Here is a 15,362-nt window from a genome sequence, read left to right on the forward strand (position 1 = left end):
CCGGCGCTCGCACCCGTGCGAGTCACCCCGCGGGACAACTGCTCCCGTACGCACGCCTTCCCGGATGGACTAACTGAGCACGCGCCGACGGCGTCCCTGAGTCAACAGTGGACGCATGGCAGAAACCGGCGAGCGGCGGCGCAGTACGGCCTCCTCCACGACACGTGAATCCCGCGGACGCAAGGTGCGCGGTGCGCAGGACGCCGCGCACCGCGCCGCCGAGGCGCTGACCGAGCTCATCCGTCACCGTCTCGAAGGCGTGTCCGCGGTGTCCCGCGCGGAGGACGACGGCTGGATCGTCAACGTCGACGTGCTGGAGGTGGAGCGGATCCCCGACACCACCAGCCTGCTCGCCACCTACGAGGTCGAACTGGACCCGTCGGGCGAACTGCTGCAGTACCGACGGGTCGCCCGCTACCGGCGTGGCGCCCAAGACCAGTGACCGGCCATCCGGCCCCGCAATTCGGAAGGACCGCCGCATGACCACCTACAGCGACGAGGTCGTGTGCGCGCCGCGCGCCGGGACCCTCTACGACGTGCTGGAACTCATCCTCGACCGCGGCATGGTCATCGACGTCTTCGTCCGGGTCTCCCTGGTCGGCATCGAGATCCTCAAGATCGACGCCCGGATCGTCGTTGCCAGCGTCGACACCTACCTCCGGTTCGCCGAGGCGTGCAACCGCCTCGACCTGGAGCACGACGCGCGCAGCAAGACCGTGCCCGACCTGCTCGGCGGCCTCGGTGGCCCGGTCGCCGGCGCCGTCGGCAAGGCGGGTGCCAAGAAGACGGCGCGCTCCCTCACCGACCGCGTGAAGGGCGCCCTCAGCCCCGGTGACGAGGACGACGAGCACGACCTTTCCGACGACGACGACGACGCGGAGGAGCGCGAGCAGCGCCAGGAGCGCCCGCGCCGCCGCCCCGCGCCCGAGCGCCGCAAGAGCGGCGCCGGCCGTGACCGGGACGAGGAACGTCCCCGCTCCCGTTCGCGCCGTCGCACGGAAGAGGAGGGCTGACCGTGACCGCGACGACCTCCACGGCGCTCGACGCGCTGTACGTCTACGGCATCGCCCCCGCGCCGCTGCGGACACCCCGCACGCCGGGCGTGGGCGGTGCCCCGGTCGAGCTGCTGACCGAGTCCGGGCTGTGTGCCGCCGTGTCGGCGGCTCCCACTCAACTACGGGCGCGGCGCCGGGACCTGATGGCGCATCAATCGGTGCTCGACGAACTGGCGGCGCAGGCCCCCGTGATCCCCATGCAGTTCGCCGTCCTCACCCGTGACGCGGACGCGATCCGGGAGCAACTCCGCATCGGGCGCGACCACTTGTCGGCGCAGCTCGACGGCCTGAAAGGGCGCGTCGAGATGAACCTCAAGGGCGCGACCGTACCCGGCTACTTCGCGCGGCTCGTTCACCAGGACGAAGGGCTGCGCACCCTGGCACGGCGGACCCGGCGCAGGCCGGACTACGACGCCAACGTGCGTCTGGGCGAGGCGATCGCGCGCGCGGTACGCCAGGAGGCGCAGCGCGCGGCACGCGAAGTACTGGCGCGGCTGGCGCCGTTCGCCGAACGGACCGTCCAGGGCACGCTGGACAACACCCATGTGCTGAGCACGTCGTTCCTGGTACGCGCGGCCGACGAGAAGCGCTTCCGGGAGGCGGTCGCCGAGCAGGCGCACCGGTTCGGGGACCGGCTGGCGCTCAGCGTCACCGGTCCGCTGCCCTGCTACAGCTTCGTCGACACCGCGCCCGCCGTGGCCGGGGCGTGACTGACGTGGGGCTCGTGAGCGGCGTCCTGCTGCTTCCCCTGGCACCGGTGCGCGCCACCCTCTGGGTCGCCGACCACCTCCTGCAGGAGGCGGAGCGGCAGGCCCACGACCCACGTGCCGTGCAGGCACGTCTGGCCGCGCTCAATCGCGACCTGGACGAGGGCGTCATCGACGAGGCGGCCTTCGAGCAGGAGGAGGAGCGGCTCCTCGAACTCCTCGAACACCCGGTCCGCTACATGGGCTGCGGCGCACCCCCGACCATGTCCTCATCGCTTGGAAGGCACGCATGAACGACAGCTGCAAAGTGGCCGTGGCGGCCGCCGTCGCCGGTGGATACGTCCTGGGACGGACCAAGAAAGCCAAGGTGGCCTTCGCCATCGGCACCTATCTCGCGGGACGTCGCTTCAGTCTCTCGCCGGGCCAACTGCTCTCGCAGGGACTGTCGAAGCTCCAGGAGACCCCGCAGTTCCAGGATCTCAGCGAGCAGGTGCGCGGAGAGTTGCTGACCGTCGGACGCTCGGCGGTCTCGGCCGCCGCCAACCGCCGCCTGTCGACCTTCACCGACATGCTGCGCGACCGGACGGACGCACTCCTCGACTCCACCGGCAAGGGCCGGGACGACGAAGACGGTCAGGAGGACGACGAGTACGACGAATCCGACGAGTACGAGGACGGATACGAGGACTCGGGCAGGGACGAAGCTGCCGAGGACGAAGAGGACGAAGAAGAAGAGGAAGAGGACGAAGAGGACGAGGACGAAGAAGACGTAGAGGGCGAGGACGAGGGCGCCCGGACGCGCGAAGGAAGGGGCCGGGACGAGGGCGAGGAGCCCGACGAGGAGGAAGAGGGCCCCGACGAGGACGCGGAGCTGGAGGAAGAGGAAGAGGAAGAGGAAGAGGAAGAGGAAGAGGGTCCGGACGAGGACGTGGAGCCGGAAGCCGAGGAAGAGGAAGAGGAAGAGGAGGAAGACGAAGGCGCGGAGCCAGAAGAAGAGGAAGAGGAGGAAGAGGGCGCGGAGCCGGAAGAGGAGGAAACGCCCGGCCGGAAGCGTGGCTCGGAGCGGCCCCGGCCCGGACGTGAGGAGCGCAGGAGGTCGCGCACCGAGAAGCGGTCCGCGAGCCGCAAGGCGGCGCCTCCGCCCCCGCGCAAGAGGGCTGCCGGCAGGACCCCGGCCAAGGAGGCTCCTGCCAAGAAGGCCGCTGCACGCAAGACGTCGTCCGGACAGGCGGCCAAGAAGTCCTCCGGCTCGGCCCCGGCGAAGAAGACGGCGGGCAAGAAGGCGGCCAAGAAGGCTCCGGCCAAGAAGGCCGCCAAGAAGGCGCCCGCCAAGGAGGCCCCGGCCAAGAAGGCACCCGCCAAGCAGGCCGCGGCCAAGAAGGCACCGGCCAAAAAGGCCCCCGCAAAGAAGGCCGCGCCCGCGAAGAGCGCGGCGAAGAAGGCGCCCGCCAAGAAGGCGCCGGCCAAGAAGGCCGCGCCCGCGAAGAGCGCGGCCAAGAAGGCGCCCGCCAAGAAGGCGCCCGCCAAGAAGGCCGCCGCCAAGAAGACGGCACCGGCCAAGAAGGCGCCTGCCAAGAAGGCCGCCGCCAAGAAGACGGCGCCGGCGAAGAAGACCAGTGGGCGAGGCGCGGCGAAGAAGACCGCCCGCTCGTCCGGAAGCAACCAGTCGCGTCAGACGAGCAGATCCGCCGGCGGCGGCCGGGGTTCCGGCGCGCGGCGGGGGAGGTGAGCGGAGATGGCCAACACACAGGAGAAGACACCCGTCGACGAGCTGAAGGACGCCCTGACGGGCTTCGTCGGCGCGATGGGCGGCAAACTCGCGGACAAGGCCCAGGACAAGCTGGGTGATCTGACCAGCCACCTCTCGGACTCCGCGGAGGGCTCGGGCTCCGGCCTGCTGGGCGGGGTCGCCAAACGCGTCATGGGCGGCGACTCGCCGATGAAGGCCCTGATGATGGAGAAGGGCAAGAGCGTCAAGGACAACATTGTCGAGAAGTTCACCGGCAAGAAGGGCGGCAGCGGCTCGAAGAAGGGCAGCAGCATCAAGGCGACGAACATCGTGGAGACCGTCGATGTCGGCGTCCCGGTGCGCACCGCCTACGACCAGTGGACGCAGTTCGAGGACTTCAGCAGCTTCACGAAGGGCGTCCGCAGCGTCAGCAAGTCCGGCGACACGGAGTCGAACTGGAAGGCCAAGATCGGTCCTTCCAGCCGCGGCTGGAAGGCCACCGTCCAGGAACAGGTCCCCGACGACCGCATCGTCTGGACCTCCGACGGCGCCAAGGGCAGCACCCGCGGCGCGGTCACCTTCCACGAGCTGGGTCCCACCCTCACCCGGATCGTGCTGGTCATCGAGTACTACCCGGCCGGCTTCTTCGAGAAGACCGGCAACATCTGGCGCGCGGTGGGCCGGCGTGTGCGACTGGATCTCAAGCACTTCGCCCGCCACGTCACCCTGCACGGCGACGACGAGCTTGAGGGCTGGCGCGGCGAGATCCGCGAGAGCGAGGTCGTCAAGTCGCACGAGGACGCCATGGAGGAGGAAGAGCAGCGCCGGCAGGAGGAGGAAGGCGAGGAAGGCGAGGAGGGCGCCGAGGACGCCTACGAGGACGAGGAGGGCGCCGAGGACGAAGAAGGCGCCGAGGACGAGGAGGGTGCCGAGGACGCCTACGAGGAAGGCGCCGAGGACACCGAGGACACCGAGGACGACGAGGACGAGGAGTACGACGAGGACGAGGAGCCCTACGACGAGGAGGCCGAGGGCGCCGAAGACGCCGACGAGGCCGACGAGGACGAGGACGAGGGCGAAGAAGACGAAGAGGACGAAGAGGACGAAGAGGTCCCGCGTCGACGCCGTGCCCGCGCGCGCCGCTGATCATCTGGGAGCACTGTGACCGACGTCAGCAGCTGGAACACGGGCCCGGGTGTGCAGTCCACCGGGCCCGTGACCGGCAACCTCGCCGACCTTCTCGAACGCGTCCTCGACAAGGGCATCGTCATCGCGGGCGACATCAAGATCGACCTGCTCGACATCGAACTGCTCACCATTCGGCTGCGGTTGTTCATCGCCTCGGTGGACACCGCCAAGAAGGCGGGCATCGACTGGTGGGAGACCGACCCGGCCCTCTCCTCCCGGGCCTACCGCGACGCCCTCGCGGAGGAGAACGCGCGGCTGCGTGAGCGGCTGGACGCGCTGGAGGGCGGCGACGGCGACACGGAACCGGAAGAGGAGCGCACCCGATGAGCCGGCCTCCCCAGCCGCGACCCGCCTTCCCGCGACCGGTTCCGGAGACGGGACCGGGAACGGGCGCTTCGGAGAGCCGTGGACCCGAGCCCGGCCTCGCCGACGGGCCCACGAAGGAGCCCGCTGTCACCGGGCGGGCCCGGGTGGAGCCCGCCGCCACCCGCCCGACCCCACTCGCGGTCGCCGGGCAGCGCCCGCCCGAGGGGACCGTCACCTACGTCTTCGCCGTGACCCGCACGCCCTCGTCCGAGACCCTGCCGCCGGGGGCCGTCGGGCACGAGGGCGGCGGTCCGCTGCGCGTCCTGCGGGCCGGGGCCCTCGCCCTGATCGTGCAGGACGTGCCCGCCGAGGACTTCGGCGAGGCGGCCCTGACGGACCGGTTCAACGACCCCTACCAGCTCGAACGCTGCGCGAGGGCCCACCACCGCGGGGTGCACGCGGCCGCCGGGCTCGGTCCCGTGGTGCCGCTCCCGCTGGCGACGCTGTACCTCAGCGACCGCAACGCGACCGAGGCCGTCGCGGCGCGGGAGGCGGCGGTGCACGCCCTCCTCGACCGGCTGGAGGGCCGTACCGAGTGGGCGGTCAAGGTGCACCTGGCCGAGGGCGACGGCGACGGCCCGCGCGAGGACGCCCCCGCCGCGGCCGCCGCCACCGAGGACCCTCCTGCCGGCGGCCGGGCCTACCTGAGCCGGGCCAGCGCACGCCGGCGCGCGCACCGCGTCCTGCGCGAGGACGCCCTGGCCCGCGCCCACGAGGCCGACCTGGAGCTGCGCAGGCACGCCGTCGCCGCGACCAGGCACCGGCTCCAGAACGAGCAGCTGACCGGGAGGAGCGCCCCGCAGCTCCTGAACGCGGCCTACCTGCTCGACGACGGACAGCGCGCCGCCTTCGGCGAGACCCTGGAACGGCTGCGCGCCGACGAGCGGTACCGCGGGCTGGAGATCGACGAGTCGGGGCCCTGGATCCCGTACTCCTTCGCCCGGCTGGACGAGGCCCTTCAGGGGGCGGAAGGCACGGTGGACGCATGACCGCGCTGCCCGCGCGCGACGCCCTGCGCAGTCCGGTCCCCTGGGACGGCGCCGAACCGTACGCGCCGATCGGGGTACCGCTCGTCGACCTGCTGGACCGGGTGCTCGCGACCGGCGTCGTGGTCAGCGGCGACCTCGTGCTGGCGATCGCCGACGTGCCGCTGGTGCGGATCTCCCTGCACGCGCTGCTGTCGTCGGTCAACGAGAGGGTGCCCGCCCCCTGGTCCGACAGTGGGCCGCTGTGACGGCGCCCCCCAGGGCCGGATCCCTGGACCTCGACCCCGAACGGGTCGCGGGCGACCTGGCCGCCCTGGTGCTGACCGTGGTGGAACTCATCCGGCAGCTCATGGAGCGCCAGGCGATCCGCCGCTTCGAGGAGGGCACGCTCAGCGCCGAGCAGGAGGACCGCCTCGGCACCGCCCTCATGTTGCTCGACAGCCGGATGGACGACCTGTGCGCCCAGCACGGACTGGAGCGCGGCGACCTCAACCTCGATCTCGGCCCGCTGGGCCCCCTGCTGGCGGACCCCGGGGTCTGAAGCGCGGGTGCGACGGACAGGGCCGACCGGGCCCCGGTCCCACGGAAGGGACATGGTGGAGAAGTGATCGAGCTGGCCGCGCTGTTCGCCGTCCTGGGAGCCGCCAGCAACGCCGCGGGCACCGCATTCCAGCGCAAGGCGGCGTCCACCGTCGCGCGCGGCGGCGGCCTGCGGCTCATCCTCGAACTGGCCCGGCGCCCGGCCTGGGTGATCGGGATCGCCGGAGTGATCGGCGCCGCGCTGTTCCAGGCACTGGCCCTCGTGAACGGCCCGCTCGCCCTGGTGCAGCCCCTCTTCATCCTCGAACTTCCGTTCGCTCTGCTGATCGCCATCCCGCTGCTGCACCGGCGGCTGCCGGGCGCGGGCTGGTGGGCCGTCGCGGGCGTGGTGGCCGGGCTCGCCCTGCTCCTCGTCGCGGCCGATCCGAGCGGAGCGCGCTCCCACGCGAGCATGGCGCGGTGGATCCCCGCGCTGGTGGTGTGCCTCGGCGCGGTCGCCGTCGCGGTCGTGGTGGCCCGGCCGGGACGGCCGCCGCTGTTCCGGGCCGCCGTGCTCGGTTCGGCCTCGGCCGTCAGCAACGCCCTGACCGCGGCGCTGCTCAAGTCGGCGACCGGCACGCTGGCCGACGACGGCTTCGGCGCGTTCCTCGGCGAGTGGCAGACCTACGGATTCGCCCTGACCGGCGTCACCGCCATCCTGCTCCTGGAGAACGCGCTCCAGGCCGGCCCGCTCGCGGCCTCCCAGCCCGCGCTGACCATCGGGGACGCGGTGGTCAGCCTGGTCCTGGGCATCGCCCTGTTCGACGAGAGCGTGCGCACCGGCTGGTGGCTGCTGCCGGAGGCGATCGGGGCGGCGCTGATCCTGTGGGGCGTCCTGCGGCTGACCCGCGTGGTGCCGCACATCCGGGACGTGGCGGGGTGACCCGGCACCGCCGAGGCCGCCCGCCGGGACCGTCGCCGTGCCCCGTCCGGGTCCTCCCTCCGGGTGGCGCGAGGGGCGATTCCGGAATGTGATGGGCCGTTCGGCGTGTGAGCGGCGCCGGTGCGGATACTCGGTGCGCCATGGCGCGGATACCTGGAATTCATCACAAAGAGCGCGAGGCGCGTTCCGACGAGTCGCGGGATCAGGCCGCCGGAGCAAGGGACGAGCCCGACAGGACGACCTCCGCGGACACCGAGGGCGACGACCGGTACGGTCCCGACCCCAGCGTGGAGCGCAAGGCGCCGGACGGACCCACGAAGCTGCCTAAGCAGTCGTGGATGGCGGCCATGCGCGGCACCCTGCGCGAGTTCAAGGACGACGAGCTGACCGACCGCGCGGCCGCCCTCACCTACTACGGCGTGCTGTCGCTCTTCCCGGCGCTGCTGGTCCTGGTGTCCCTGCTGGGCGTCGCGGGCGAGTCGACCACCGACAAGGTGATGGACAACCTCAAGAAGCTCACCCCCGGCTCGGCGCGCGACATCATCACCAACGCCGTCGAACAGCTCCAGGGCAACGGCGGCACCGGATCGATCGTCGCCGTGGTGGGTCTGCTCCTGGCGGTCTGGTCGGCGTCCGGCTACGTCGCGGCCTTCATCCGCACCGCCAACGCCGTCTACGACATGCCCGAGGGCCGCCCGGTGTGGAAGATCCTGCCGGTGCGCGTCGGTGTGACCGTGGTCCTCATGGTCCTGGCCACGGTCAGCGCCCTGATCGTCGTCTTCACCGGCGGCCTCGCCCGGCAGGCGGGGACCGCGCTGGGCATCGGCGACACGGCGATGACCGTGTGGACGATCGCCAAGTGGCCCGTCCTCGTCATCCTGGTGACCGTCATGATCGCGATCCTGTACTGGGCCACCCCCAACGCCAAGGTCCGCGGCTTCCGCTGGATCACCCCTGGCAGCTTCCTGGCCCTGGTGATCTGGCTGATCGCCTCCGCCGGCTTCGCGTTCTACGTCGCCAACTTCGGCTCGTACAACAAGACGTACGGGACCATGGCCGGCGTGATCGTGTTCCTGGTCTGGCTCTGGATCAGCAACCTGGCCATTCTGCTGGGCCTGGAGTTCGACGCGGAGACGGCGCGGCAGCGCGCGGTGGCCGGTGGGCACCCGCCGGAGGAGGAGCCGTACGCCGAGCCGCGCGACACGAGCAAGTGGGACGAGCAGGACCGGCGCCGGATGGACGGCCCGTGAACCCGGGTACCGCCTGAACGACACCCCTGAACGCCGAGCGGCGCGAAGACGGCTGTGGGACCAGCCTCTCCGCGCCGCTCGGTTCTGCCGTGCCCGCCGCCGGGCCGTTCGGCACCGCGCCCGGACCGGACGCGGTGCCGGCGGTCAGGCGTCCGGGGTCCGATAGGGGCGGCCCAGTACGAGCATGCTGTGCGCCTCGACCGTCAGCCGGACCCCCGCCTTGAACTCGGTCTCGTCGGACTCCTCGCCCGCCGGGTCGGCCGTGTCGGCGACCGTCCGCCACATGTCCCCGAAGGACGCGGGCGGCAGCCGGAACGGCAGCGGCTCGTGCCAGGCGTTGAACAGCACGAGGAACGAGTCGTCGCTCAACCGCTCGCCCTCCGGGCCGCGTTCGCCGATGGCGTCGCCGCACAGGTAGACGCCCAGGGCATGGACGTCGCCGCGCTGCCAGTCCTCGTCGGTCATCACGCTCGCGTCGGGCCGCAGCCACACCACGTCCGCGCGCTCGGGCGGCGTGCCCTCGGCCGGGCCGCGCAGGAAGCGGCGCCGGCGCAGCACGGGATGCGCGCGCCGCAGCGCCACGATCTTCCGCGTGTAGGCCAGCAGGCCGCGGCGCTCCTCGTCCAGGTCCCAGTCCGCCCAGGAGACCTCGTTGTCCTGGCAGTAGGCGTTGTTGTTGCCCTGCTGGGTGCGGCCGAACTCGTCGCCGTGCGCGATCATCGGCACCCCCTGCGAGAGCAGCAGGGTGGTCAGCATGTTGCGCTGCTGGCGGGCCCGCAGCCGCAGCACGCCGGGATCGTCGGTGGAGCCCTCGGTCCCGCAGTGGAAGGAGCGGTTGTCGCTCTCGCCGTCGCGGCCGTCCTCGCCGTTGGCGTCGTTGCGCCGCTCGGTGTAGGAGACGAGGTCGCGCAGGGTGAAACCGTCGTGCGCCACCACGAAGTTGACGCTGGCGCGCGGCCGGCGGCGGTCGTGCTGGTACAGGTCGGACGAGCCGAGGAGACGGCCAGCCAGCTCGGCGACGGTGTGGTCGTCACCGCGCCAGAAGCCGCGCACCGTGTCGCGGTACCGGCCGTTCCACTCGCTCCACAGCGCCGGGAAGTTGCCGACCTGGTAGCCGCCGTCGCCGATGTCCCACGGCTCCGCGATGAGCTTGACGCGGCTGATCACCGGGTCCTGCTGGACCACGTCGAAGAACGCGGACAGCCGGTCCACCTCGTGGAACTGCCGCGCCAGGGTCGCCGCGAGGTCGAAGCGGAAGCCGTCGACGTGCATCTCGGTGACCCAGTACCGCAGCGAGTCCATGATCAGCTGGAGCACGTTGGGGTGGCGCATCAGCAGGCTGTTGCCGGTGCCGGTGGTGTCGAAGTAGTGGGCCGGGTCCTCGTCGACGAGCCGGTAGTACGACCGGTTGTCGATACCGCGGAACGACAGGGTCGGGCCGTTCTCGTTGCCCTCGGCGGTGTGGTTGTAGACGACGTCGAGGATCACCTCGATGCCCGCCCGGTGCAGGGCCTTGACCATCGACTTGAATTCGTCGACCTGGCCGCCCCTGCTGCCCGCCGAGGAGTACGCGTTGTGCGGGGCGAAGAACCCGATGGTGTTGTAACCCCAGTAGTTCGACAGGCCCTTGTCGGTGAGGAAGCCGTCCTGGGTGAACTGGTGCACGGGCATCAGTTCCACGGCCGTGATCCCGAGCTTCTGGAGATGGTCGACGACGGCCGGGTGCGCCAGGCCCGCGTAGGTGCCGCGGATCTCCTCGGGGACGTCGGGGTGGAGCTGAGTCAGGCCCTTGACGTGCGCCTCGTAGATCACCGACTGGTGGTACGGCCGGTCGGGTGAGCGGTCACCCTCCCAGTCGTACCGGTGGTCGGTGACGACGCCCAGCGGGACGTGGCCGAGGCTGTCGCGCTCGTCGGGCTGCCCGGGATCGTCCAGGCGGTGCCCCGTCAGGGAGGGGTCGCCGTCGATCTGCCCGTCCACGGCGGTCGCGTACGGGTCGAGGAGGAGCTTGGCCGGGTTGCAGCGGAGGCCCTCCGCGGGGTTCCAGGGACCGTGCACGCGGTAGCCGTAGCGCTGCCCGGGACGCACGTCCGGCAGATAGCCGTGCCAGACGCCTCCGTCGGCCTCCGGGAGCGTGACGCGCCGCTCCCTGCCGGCGTCGTCGATCAGGCAGAGTTCGACCTTCTCGGCGCACTCGGAGAACAGGGCGAAGTTCGTACCGGAGCCGTCGTAGGAGGCACCGAGCGGATAGGGACGTCCTGACCATGTCTGCATGAACCGCAGCCAACCACGGCGGAGTTAGGACCGCTCGCCGACCGCGGCGGCGCAGCTGTCAGGGCGCCGGACTCCAGCCGAGGGCCGGGCCCAGCCTGGTGGCGATGTCGGTGAGGATCTGTACGTAGTCCTCGTGCTCGAAGGTGAACGGCAGCGCGAACGCCACCTCGTCGATCTCCCGGAAGGCCGCGTGGTCGTGCAGCCGCTCGGCGATCTCCGCCGAGGAGCCGACCAGATCGGGCGCGAACATCAGGCGGGCGGGACCCTGCGGAGCGGTGGTCCGCGGCAGCCGCTGTGCCGCGAACCGCGTATACTTCTCGCGCTGCCCGTCCGTGGCGCTGTCGGTGGGGACGACGACGAGGCCCTGCGAGACGCGGGCGCGCTCGCCCTCGGGATGGTGGGCGCGGAAGGCCCGCACGTGGGAGAGCTGGATCTCGGCGAAGTCCTCGGATTCCTGGGATTCCTCGGCCTTCACGACGCTGCTCGTCAGCAGGTTCATCCCGTGCTCGCCCGCCCATCGCGCCGACCGCAGGCTGCCGCCGCCGTACCACATGCGCCGCCCCAGCCCGGGGGACTGCGGCTGCACCCGGTCGGAGAACACCTCGAAGCCCTCGGTGCCGCTGAAGCCGGTGGCGGGTTCCCCGCGGACGAAGTCCAGCAGCCGCCGCACCCGCTCGTGGCCGAAGTCCTCGGCGTCCGCGGTGTCCGGGTAGAGGGCGTCCTTGACGCGGTCGTAGTGCATCGGCGGGCCGACGCTCACACCGGGATTGAGGCGGCCCCCGGACAGCAGGTCCACCGTCGCCAGGTCCTCGGCCAGCCGCAGCGGGTTCTCCCAGCCGAGCGGGATGACCGCCGTGCCCAGCTCGATGCGGCGGGTGCGCTGGGAGGCCGCGGCGAGGACGGCGACGGGGGAGGAGATGCCGTACTGGAGGTGGCGGTGGCGCACCCACGCGCTGTCGAAGCCGAGCCGCTCGCCCAGCTCGATGATCTCCAGCGTCGACTCGTGGCCGCGGCGCGGGTCGGCCCCGTCGAACAGACCGATGGTCAGGAAGCCCAGCTTCCGCAACGGTCGCGAACTGATCGGCACAATCTCCTCCGACGTCCCCGGAACTCCGGTCGTACACCAGTACTGTTCCGATTGTCTCAGGTGATCGTCCCGCGGAGCGGCTGAATCCCGCGCGGCAGGGGAGACGGTAGGGCGGGCCGTGCTCCCGGCGGGCGGCCCGCCCGCGCGGCCGGCCGGATGACACGAGGAGACGCACACCATGGGGACCGCTGTGCACGTCCCGCAGACCCGGGACATGATCGGGGAGGAGCTCTCCGGCGACGAGGCGCTGACCGCGCTGCGCCGCTACGGCGGCCGCCGCCTGCTCATGGACGCGTTCTCCCGGTTCCGCTACGCCGACGGCTTCACGAGCGCGCGCTCCCTCGGCTTCCAGGTGGTCCTCGGCATGGTGCCGTTCACCATCGCCCTGGTCGGCGTGGCCACCACGGTGCACACCGAGAGCGTCGGGCGGGTCATCGAACTCACCCTCAGCCGGATCGTGCCGGGCGCCAGCACGGACCTGGTGAAGGACGCCCTGGACAAGACGCGGCGCAGCGCCGGTACGGGCGTCTGGAGCGCCGTCGCCATGTGGGTGGGCCTGGCCTTCGCGGTGCTCAACCTGGCCTCGGCGATGGGCCAGGTCGAGCGGGGCGCCAACCGTATCTACGGCATCGAGCGCGACCGGCCCTTCCTGCGCAAGTACGGCAGGTCGCTGCTGCTCGCGCTCGCCGCGGGCATGCCCATGGTCCTGGGATTCCTGGTCCTCGTCGCGGGCGAGGCCGTGGGCGACTCGGTGGTCGAGGCGCTCGGCTGGGGCGGGGACAGCCTCGACTGGTGGAGCGCGATCCAGGTGCCGGTGGGCATCGCGCTCGCCTGGGTGGCCTCGGCCGTGATCTTCCGCTGGGCACCGCGCCGGGACCAGCCGGGCTACACCTGGCTCGCGTTCGGCTCGGCCGTGCATCTCGTGCTGTGGGTCGCGGCCACCTGGCTGCTCGCCTTCTACGTCGCCGAGAGCGGTTCCTTCGGCGCCCTGTACGGACCTCTGACGGCCTTCGTCGCGCTCCTGCTGTGGGCCAACCTGACCGGGGTCGCCCTGTTCCTCGGCATCGCGTTCGCCGCCCAGCTCGAAGCGGCCCGCGCGGGGATCGCCGAGGCGGTGCGGCCGGACCCGGGACCGGGTCCCTGAGGAACGGGGCCGGGGCCGTCAGGGGCCCGGCCCCTCCGGGAAACGGTCCGGGCCGGACTCCGCGGAGTCCGGCCCGGTGCGTTCGCCCCGTCTCAGTGGTGGGACGAGGCGGGGACCTCCGTGCGGTGGTCGTAGTACGCCCACGCGCCCACGGCCACCAGGGCGGTGAGCCCGGTGGCCACCACGCGCAGCGCTCCGGACGTCGTGAACGCGACCAGCACCGTGACGCACGCGCCGCCCAGCATGATCACGCGGCTGACCACGCGCTGTGCCGGCCGCTGCGGCTCCTCACGGTCCTTCAGGTCGTGCAGCGCGTCACTGGCCGGGTGCCGTGAACCGCGCCGCACGCGGGCCCGGTACTGCAGCCCGTAACTGATCACGGCGTACAGCGCCAGAGCACCCAGCGCCCACAGCCAGCCCTCGGGATCGCCGCCGCTTCCTCGTGCCAGATTCATGCAACCTCTCCTCCCCGATGGCGTCCGTATGCCCCGGAACCCTCGCCCCAGGCACGCCGTCAGTCCCCGCCGTCCCCCGGCTGCGGGGTGAGGAGCAGGATCGTGACGTCGTCGCGGATCGTGGTGCCGAAGCGAACGAGGTCCGCCCAGACCAGGCCGACCAGGACCTCGGGCGCGGCGTCGGCGAAGGCGGTAAGCCGGTCCACCAGCGGATAGAAGGCACCGGCCGGGTCCCGGGTCTCGGTCACCCCGTCGGACACCAGCAGCAGCCGGTCACCGCGCTTCAGCGGTACCCGGCACTCGCGGGGCGGGGACAGGCCGAGGAGCCCGACCCCGAGCGGCGCCGCCGGCTCCACATCGATCTCGACGGCCTTACCGTCCCGCAGGAGGAGCGGCTGCGGGTGACCGCAGGACACGATCCGTACGGCGTCGGCGTCCTCGGAGAACTCCAGCACCGCGGCGGTCGCGAAGAGCTCGGAGTGCTCTGTCGAGGCCGAGTCCACGGACAGCCGGCGGTCGAGCCGGGCCGCCACCGACGTCAGGTCCCGCTGGTCGAGCACCGCCTCCCGGAACGCCCCGAGGAGCGCGGCGACCGTCCCGACCGCTGACAGGCCGTGCCCCTGCACGTCGCCCATGAGCGCCCGTACGCCGAACGGGCCGTCGCGGACGTCGAAGAAGTCGCCGCCCACCAGCGTCCCGTGCTGCGCCGCCCGGTACAGACCGGTGCAGCGCACGGGCCCGATGCGCTCGGCGAGCGGTGGCAGGACGGCGAGCTGGACCGCCTCCGCGACACTGCGCACCGTGACCAGCTGGGCGTCCCGCCGGCTGCGGACGAGGGACACGAAGACGCTCAGGGCCGCGATGAAGGCGATGGTCAACAGGTCCGTGTTGCCCGGATGGTTGATGTGCAGCGCCGGGACGTTCAGCAGGACGACCACGACGCAGCCGAACGCGGCGGTGGCCGCCGGTCCGTAGGAGAGCACGGCCAGCGACGGAATGGCGCCCAGCAGGAAGCCGATGTCCAGCGGCTTGCTGCTCACGAGCTCGGCGACGCCGACGCCCAGCAGCAGCACCACGGGAAGCGCCCGCACCCAGCGAGGGGGCGGTGCCGCGCCGCGCAGCCAGCCGCGGTCCCCGCCGTCCCCGCGCCGGGACATGGTCACACCCATGGCAGCCCTCCTCACCACCACGCTCCTCCGTCCGGGCCGCCGCCGCACTCGGGATGCCCGCCGGGAGCCGCTCCCCGGAAACGCCGAGGCCCGGTGAAGGCGACTTCACCGAGCGAACCGGGCAGCGAGGGGTTCCCCGCGTCCGGCGGCGGCCGGGACCACGGCGACTCCGGCCCCGCCGGGTATCCGGCGTCTGTCTCCCCGTCGTCCGCCGCCGCCCGACGCCCGAGGTGCCGCCGGGCTCGTCCCCTCCCGTCCGCCGACGGGGACGACGCCCGGCGTGCCACCACCCCTCATCCCGCCGTGACGCCCGACGCACCGTCACCTGGGCCGCCCCGTATCCGACGCCCCGTCAACTCTCGCCCCGGGCCGTACGGACGACGGTCCCGACCGGGACGCTCGCGGAGCACCCCACTTGCCGGGATTGCGATCATTGTCTGTTTAGCATGCACAAGTCCGCTGCCCTGTCGTTCGACGTACGGAAGTCATA

The 15,362-nt window shown here is 72.0% G+C and carries 17 protein-coding genes; 13 read left to right on the forward strand and 4 right to left on the reverse strand.

Going from position 1 to position 15,362, the window contains the following annotated elements; genetic code table 11:
* Window positions 1-115: 115 nt before the first annotated feature.
* The 12 genes from ACZ4VA_RS31380 to ACZ4VA_RS31435 all read left to right on the forward strand — a co-directional run bounded on the left by ACZ4VA_RS31380 (window position 116) and on the right by ACZ4VA_RS31435 (window position 8,743).
* Complete coding sequence (locus tag ACZ4VA_RS31380) at window positions 116-442, forward strand: gas vesicle protein GvpO (RefSeq protein WP_355788416.1); 327 nt, start codon at window positions 116-118, stop codon at window positions 440-442.
* Between the two features lie 37 nt (window positions 443-479).
* The gene (gvpJ, locus tag ACZ4VA_RS31385; RefSeq protein WP_468083382.1) at window positions 480-1,013 is read left to right on the forward strand and encodes a gas vesicle protein GvpJ; all 534 of its coding nucleotides are present in this window, start codon (window positions 480-482) and stop codon (window positions 1,011-1,013) included.
* A 2-nt stretch (window positions 1,014-1,015) separates the two neighbouring features.
* The gene (locus ACZ4VA_RS31390; RefSeq protein ID WP_468083384.1) at window positions 1,016-1,765 is read left to right on the forward strand and encodes a GvpL/GvpF family gas vesicle protein; all 750 of its coding nucleotides are present in this window, start codon (window positions 1,016-1,018) and stop codon (window positions 1,763-1,765) included.
* A gap of 5 nt (window positions 1,766-1,770) precedes the next feature.
* Window positions 1,771-2,055, forward strand: coding sequence for a gas vesicle protein GvpG (locus ACZ4VA_RS31395; protein ID WP_355788437.1), 285 nt, complete (start codon window positions 1,771-1,773; stop codon window positions 2,053-2,055).
* The gene (locus ACZ4VA_RS31400) at window positions 2,052-3,491 is read left to right on the forward strand and encodes a histone protein (RefSeq protein ID WP_468083385.1); all 1,440 of its coding nucleotides are present in this window, start codon (window positions 2,052-2,054) and stop codon (window positions 3,489-3,491) included. The genes ACZ4VA_RS31395 and ACZ4VA_RS31400 overlap by 4 nt, the downstream gene beginning before the upstream one ends.
* A 6-nt stretch (window positions 3,492-3,497) precedes the next feature.
* Window positions 3,498-4,637 carry an SRPBCC family protein gene (locus tag ACZ4VA_RS31405; protein WP_355788428.1) on the forward strand — a complete coding sequence of 380 codons (1,140 nt, stop codon included), beginning with the start codon at window positions 3,498-3,500 and terminating at the stop codon, window positions 4,635-4,637.
* Window positions 4,638-4,652: 15 nt separating this feature from the next.
* Entirely contained in the window at window positions 4,653-5,006 is a 354-nt protein-coding gene (locus ACZ4VA_RS31410; RefSeq protein ID WP_355788431.1) for a gas vesicle protein, read from the forward strand.
* Window positions 5,003-6,034, forward strand: a complete 1,032-nt coding sequence (locus ACZ4VA_RS31415) for a GvpL/GvpF family gas vesicle protein (RefSeq protein WP_468083388.1) — start codon at window positions 5,003-5,005, stop codon at window positions 6,032-6,034. Before ACZ4VA_RS31410 ends, ACZ4VA_RS31415 begins: the two co-directional genes overlap by 4 nt.
* Window positions 6,031-6,279 (forward strand): gas vesicle protein, encoded by a 249-nt coding sequence (locus ACZ4VA_RS31420; protein ID WP_356165388.1) that lies wholly within the window; start codon window positions 6,031-6,033, stop codon window positions 6,277-6,279. Before ACZ4VA_RS31415 ends, ACZ4VA_RS31420 begins: the two co-directional genes overlap by 4 nt.
* The gene (locus ACZ4VA_RS31425; RefSeq protein ID WP_355794204.1) at window positions 6,276-6,572 is read left to right on the forward strand and encodes a gas vesicle protein K; all 297 of its coding nucleotides are present in this window, start codon (window positions 6,276-6,278) and stop codon (window positions 6,570-6,572) included. The genes ACZ4VA_RS31420 and ACZ4VA_RS31425 overlap by 4 nt, the downstream gene beginning before the upstream one ends.
* A gap of 63 nt (window positions 6,573-6,635) precedes the next feature.
* On the forward strand, window positions 6,636-7,493 hold the full coding sequence (locus ACZ4VA_RS31430) for a DMT family transporter (protein ID WP_356165391.1): 858 nt from the start codon (window positions 6,636-6,638) through the stop codon (window positions 7,491-7,493).
* 140 nt (window positions 7,494-7,633) lie between these two features.
* Window positions 7,634-8,743 (forward strand): YihY/virulence factor BrkB family protein, encoded by a 1,110-nt coding sequence (locus ACZ4VA_RS31435; protein WP_356165393.1) that lies wholly within the window; start codon window positions 7,634-7,636, stop codon window positions 8,741-8,743.
* A 144-nt stretch (window positions 8,744-8,887) separates the two neighbouring features.
* On the opposite strand, the gene glgX is transcribed toward ACZ4VA_RS31435, so the two are convergent.
* Both glgX and ACZ4VA_RS31445 read right to left on the reverse strand, forming a co-directional pair.
* The gene (gene glgX / locus ACZ4VA_RS31440; protein ID WP_468083392.1) at window positions 8,888-11,017 is read right to left on the reverse strand and encodes a glycogen debranching protein GlgX; all 2,130 of its coding nucleotides are present in this window, start codon (window positions 11,015-11,017) and stop codon (window positions 8,888-8,890) included.
* Between the two features lie 58 nt (window positions 11,018-11,075).
* Window positions 11,076-12,104 (reverse strand): LLM class flavin-dependent oxidoreductase, encoded by a 1,029-nt coding sequence (locus tag ACZ4VA_RS31445; RefSeq protein WP_356165399.1) that lies wholly within the window; start codon window positions 12,102-12,104, stop codon window positions 11,076-11,078.
* Between the two features lie 178 nt (window positions 12,105-12,282).
* Here ACZ4VA_RS31445 and ACZ4VA_RS31450 point away from each other — a divergent pair, with 178 nt between their 5' ends.
* Window positions 12,283-13,248 (forward strand): YihY/virulence factor BrkB family protein, encoded by a 966-nt coding sequence (locus ACZ4VA_RS31450; RefSeq protein WP_356165402.1) that lies wholly within the window; start codon window positions 12,283-12,285, stop codon window positions 13,246-13,248.
* 92 nt (window positions 13,249-13,340) lie between these two features.
* Here ACZ4VA_RS31450 and ACZ4VA_RS31455 read toward each other — a convergent pair whose 3' ends face one another.
* Both ACZ4VA_RS31455 and ACZ4VA_RS31460 read right to left on the reverse strand, forming a co-directional pair.
* Window positions 13,341-13,703, reverse strand: coding sequence for a hypothetical protein (locus tag ACZ4VA_RS31455; protein ID WP_356165404.1), 363 nt, complete (start codon window positions 13,701-13,703; stop codon window positions 13,341-13,343).
* Between the two features lie 59 nt (window positions 13,704-13,762).
* Entirely contained in the window at window positions 13,763-14,872 is a 1,110-nt protein-coding gene (locus ACZ4VA_RS31460; protein WP_468083395.1) for a PP2C family protein-serine/threonine phosphatase, read from the reverse strand.
* Between the last annotated feature and the right edge of the window lie 490 nt (window positions 14,873-15,362).

Source organism: Streptomyces sp. NPDC028308 (genome assembly GCF_055565855.1).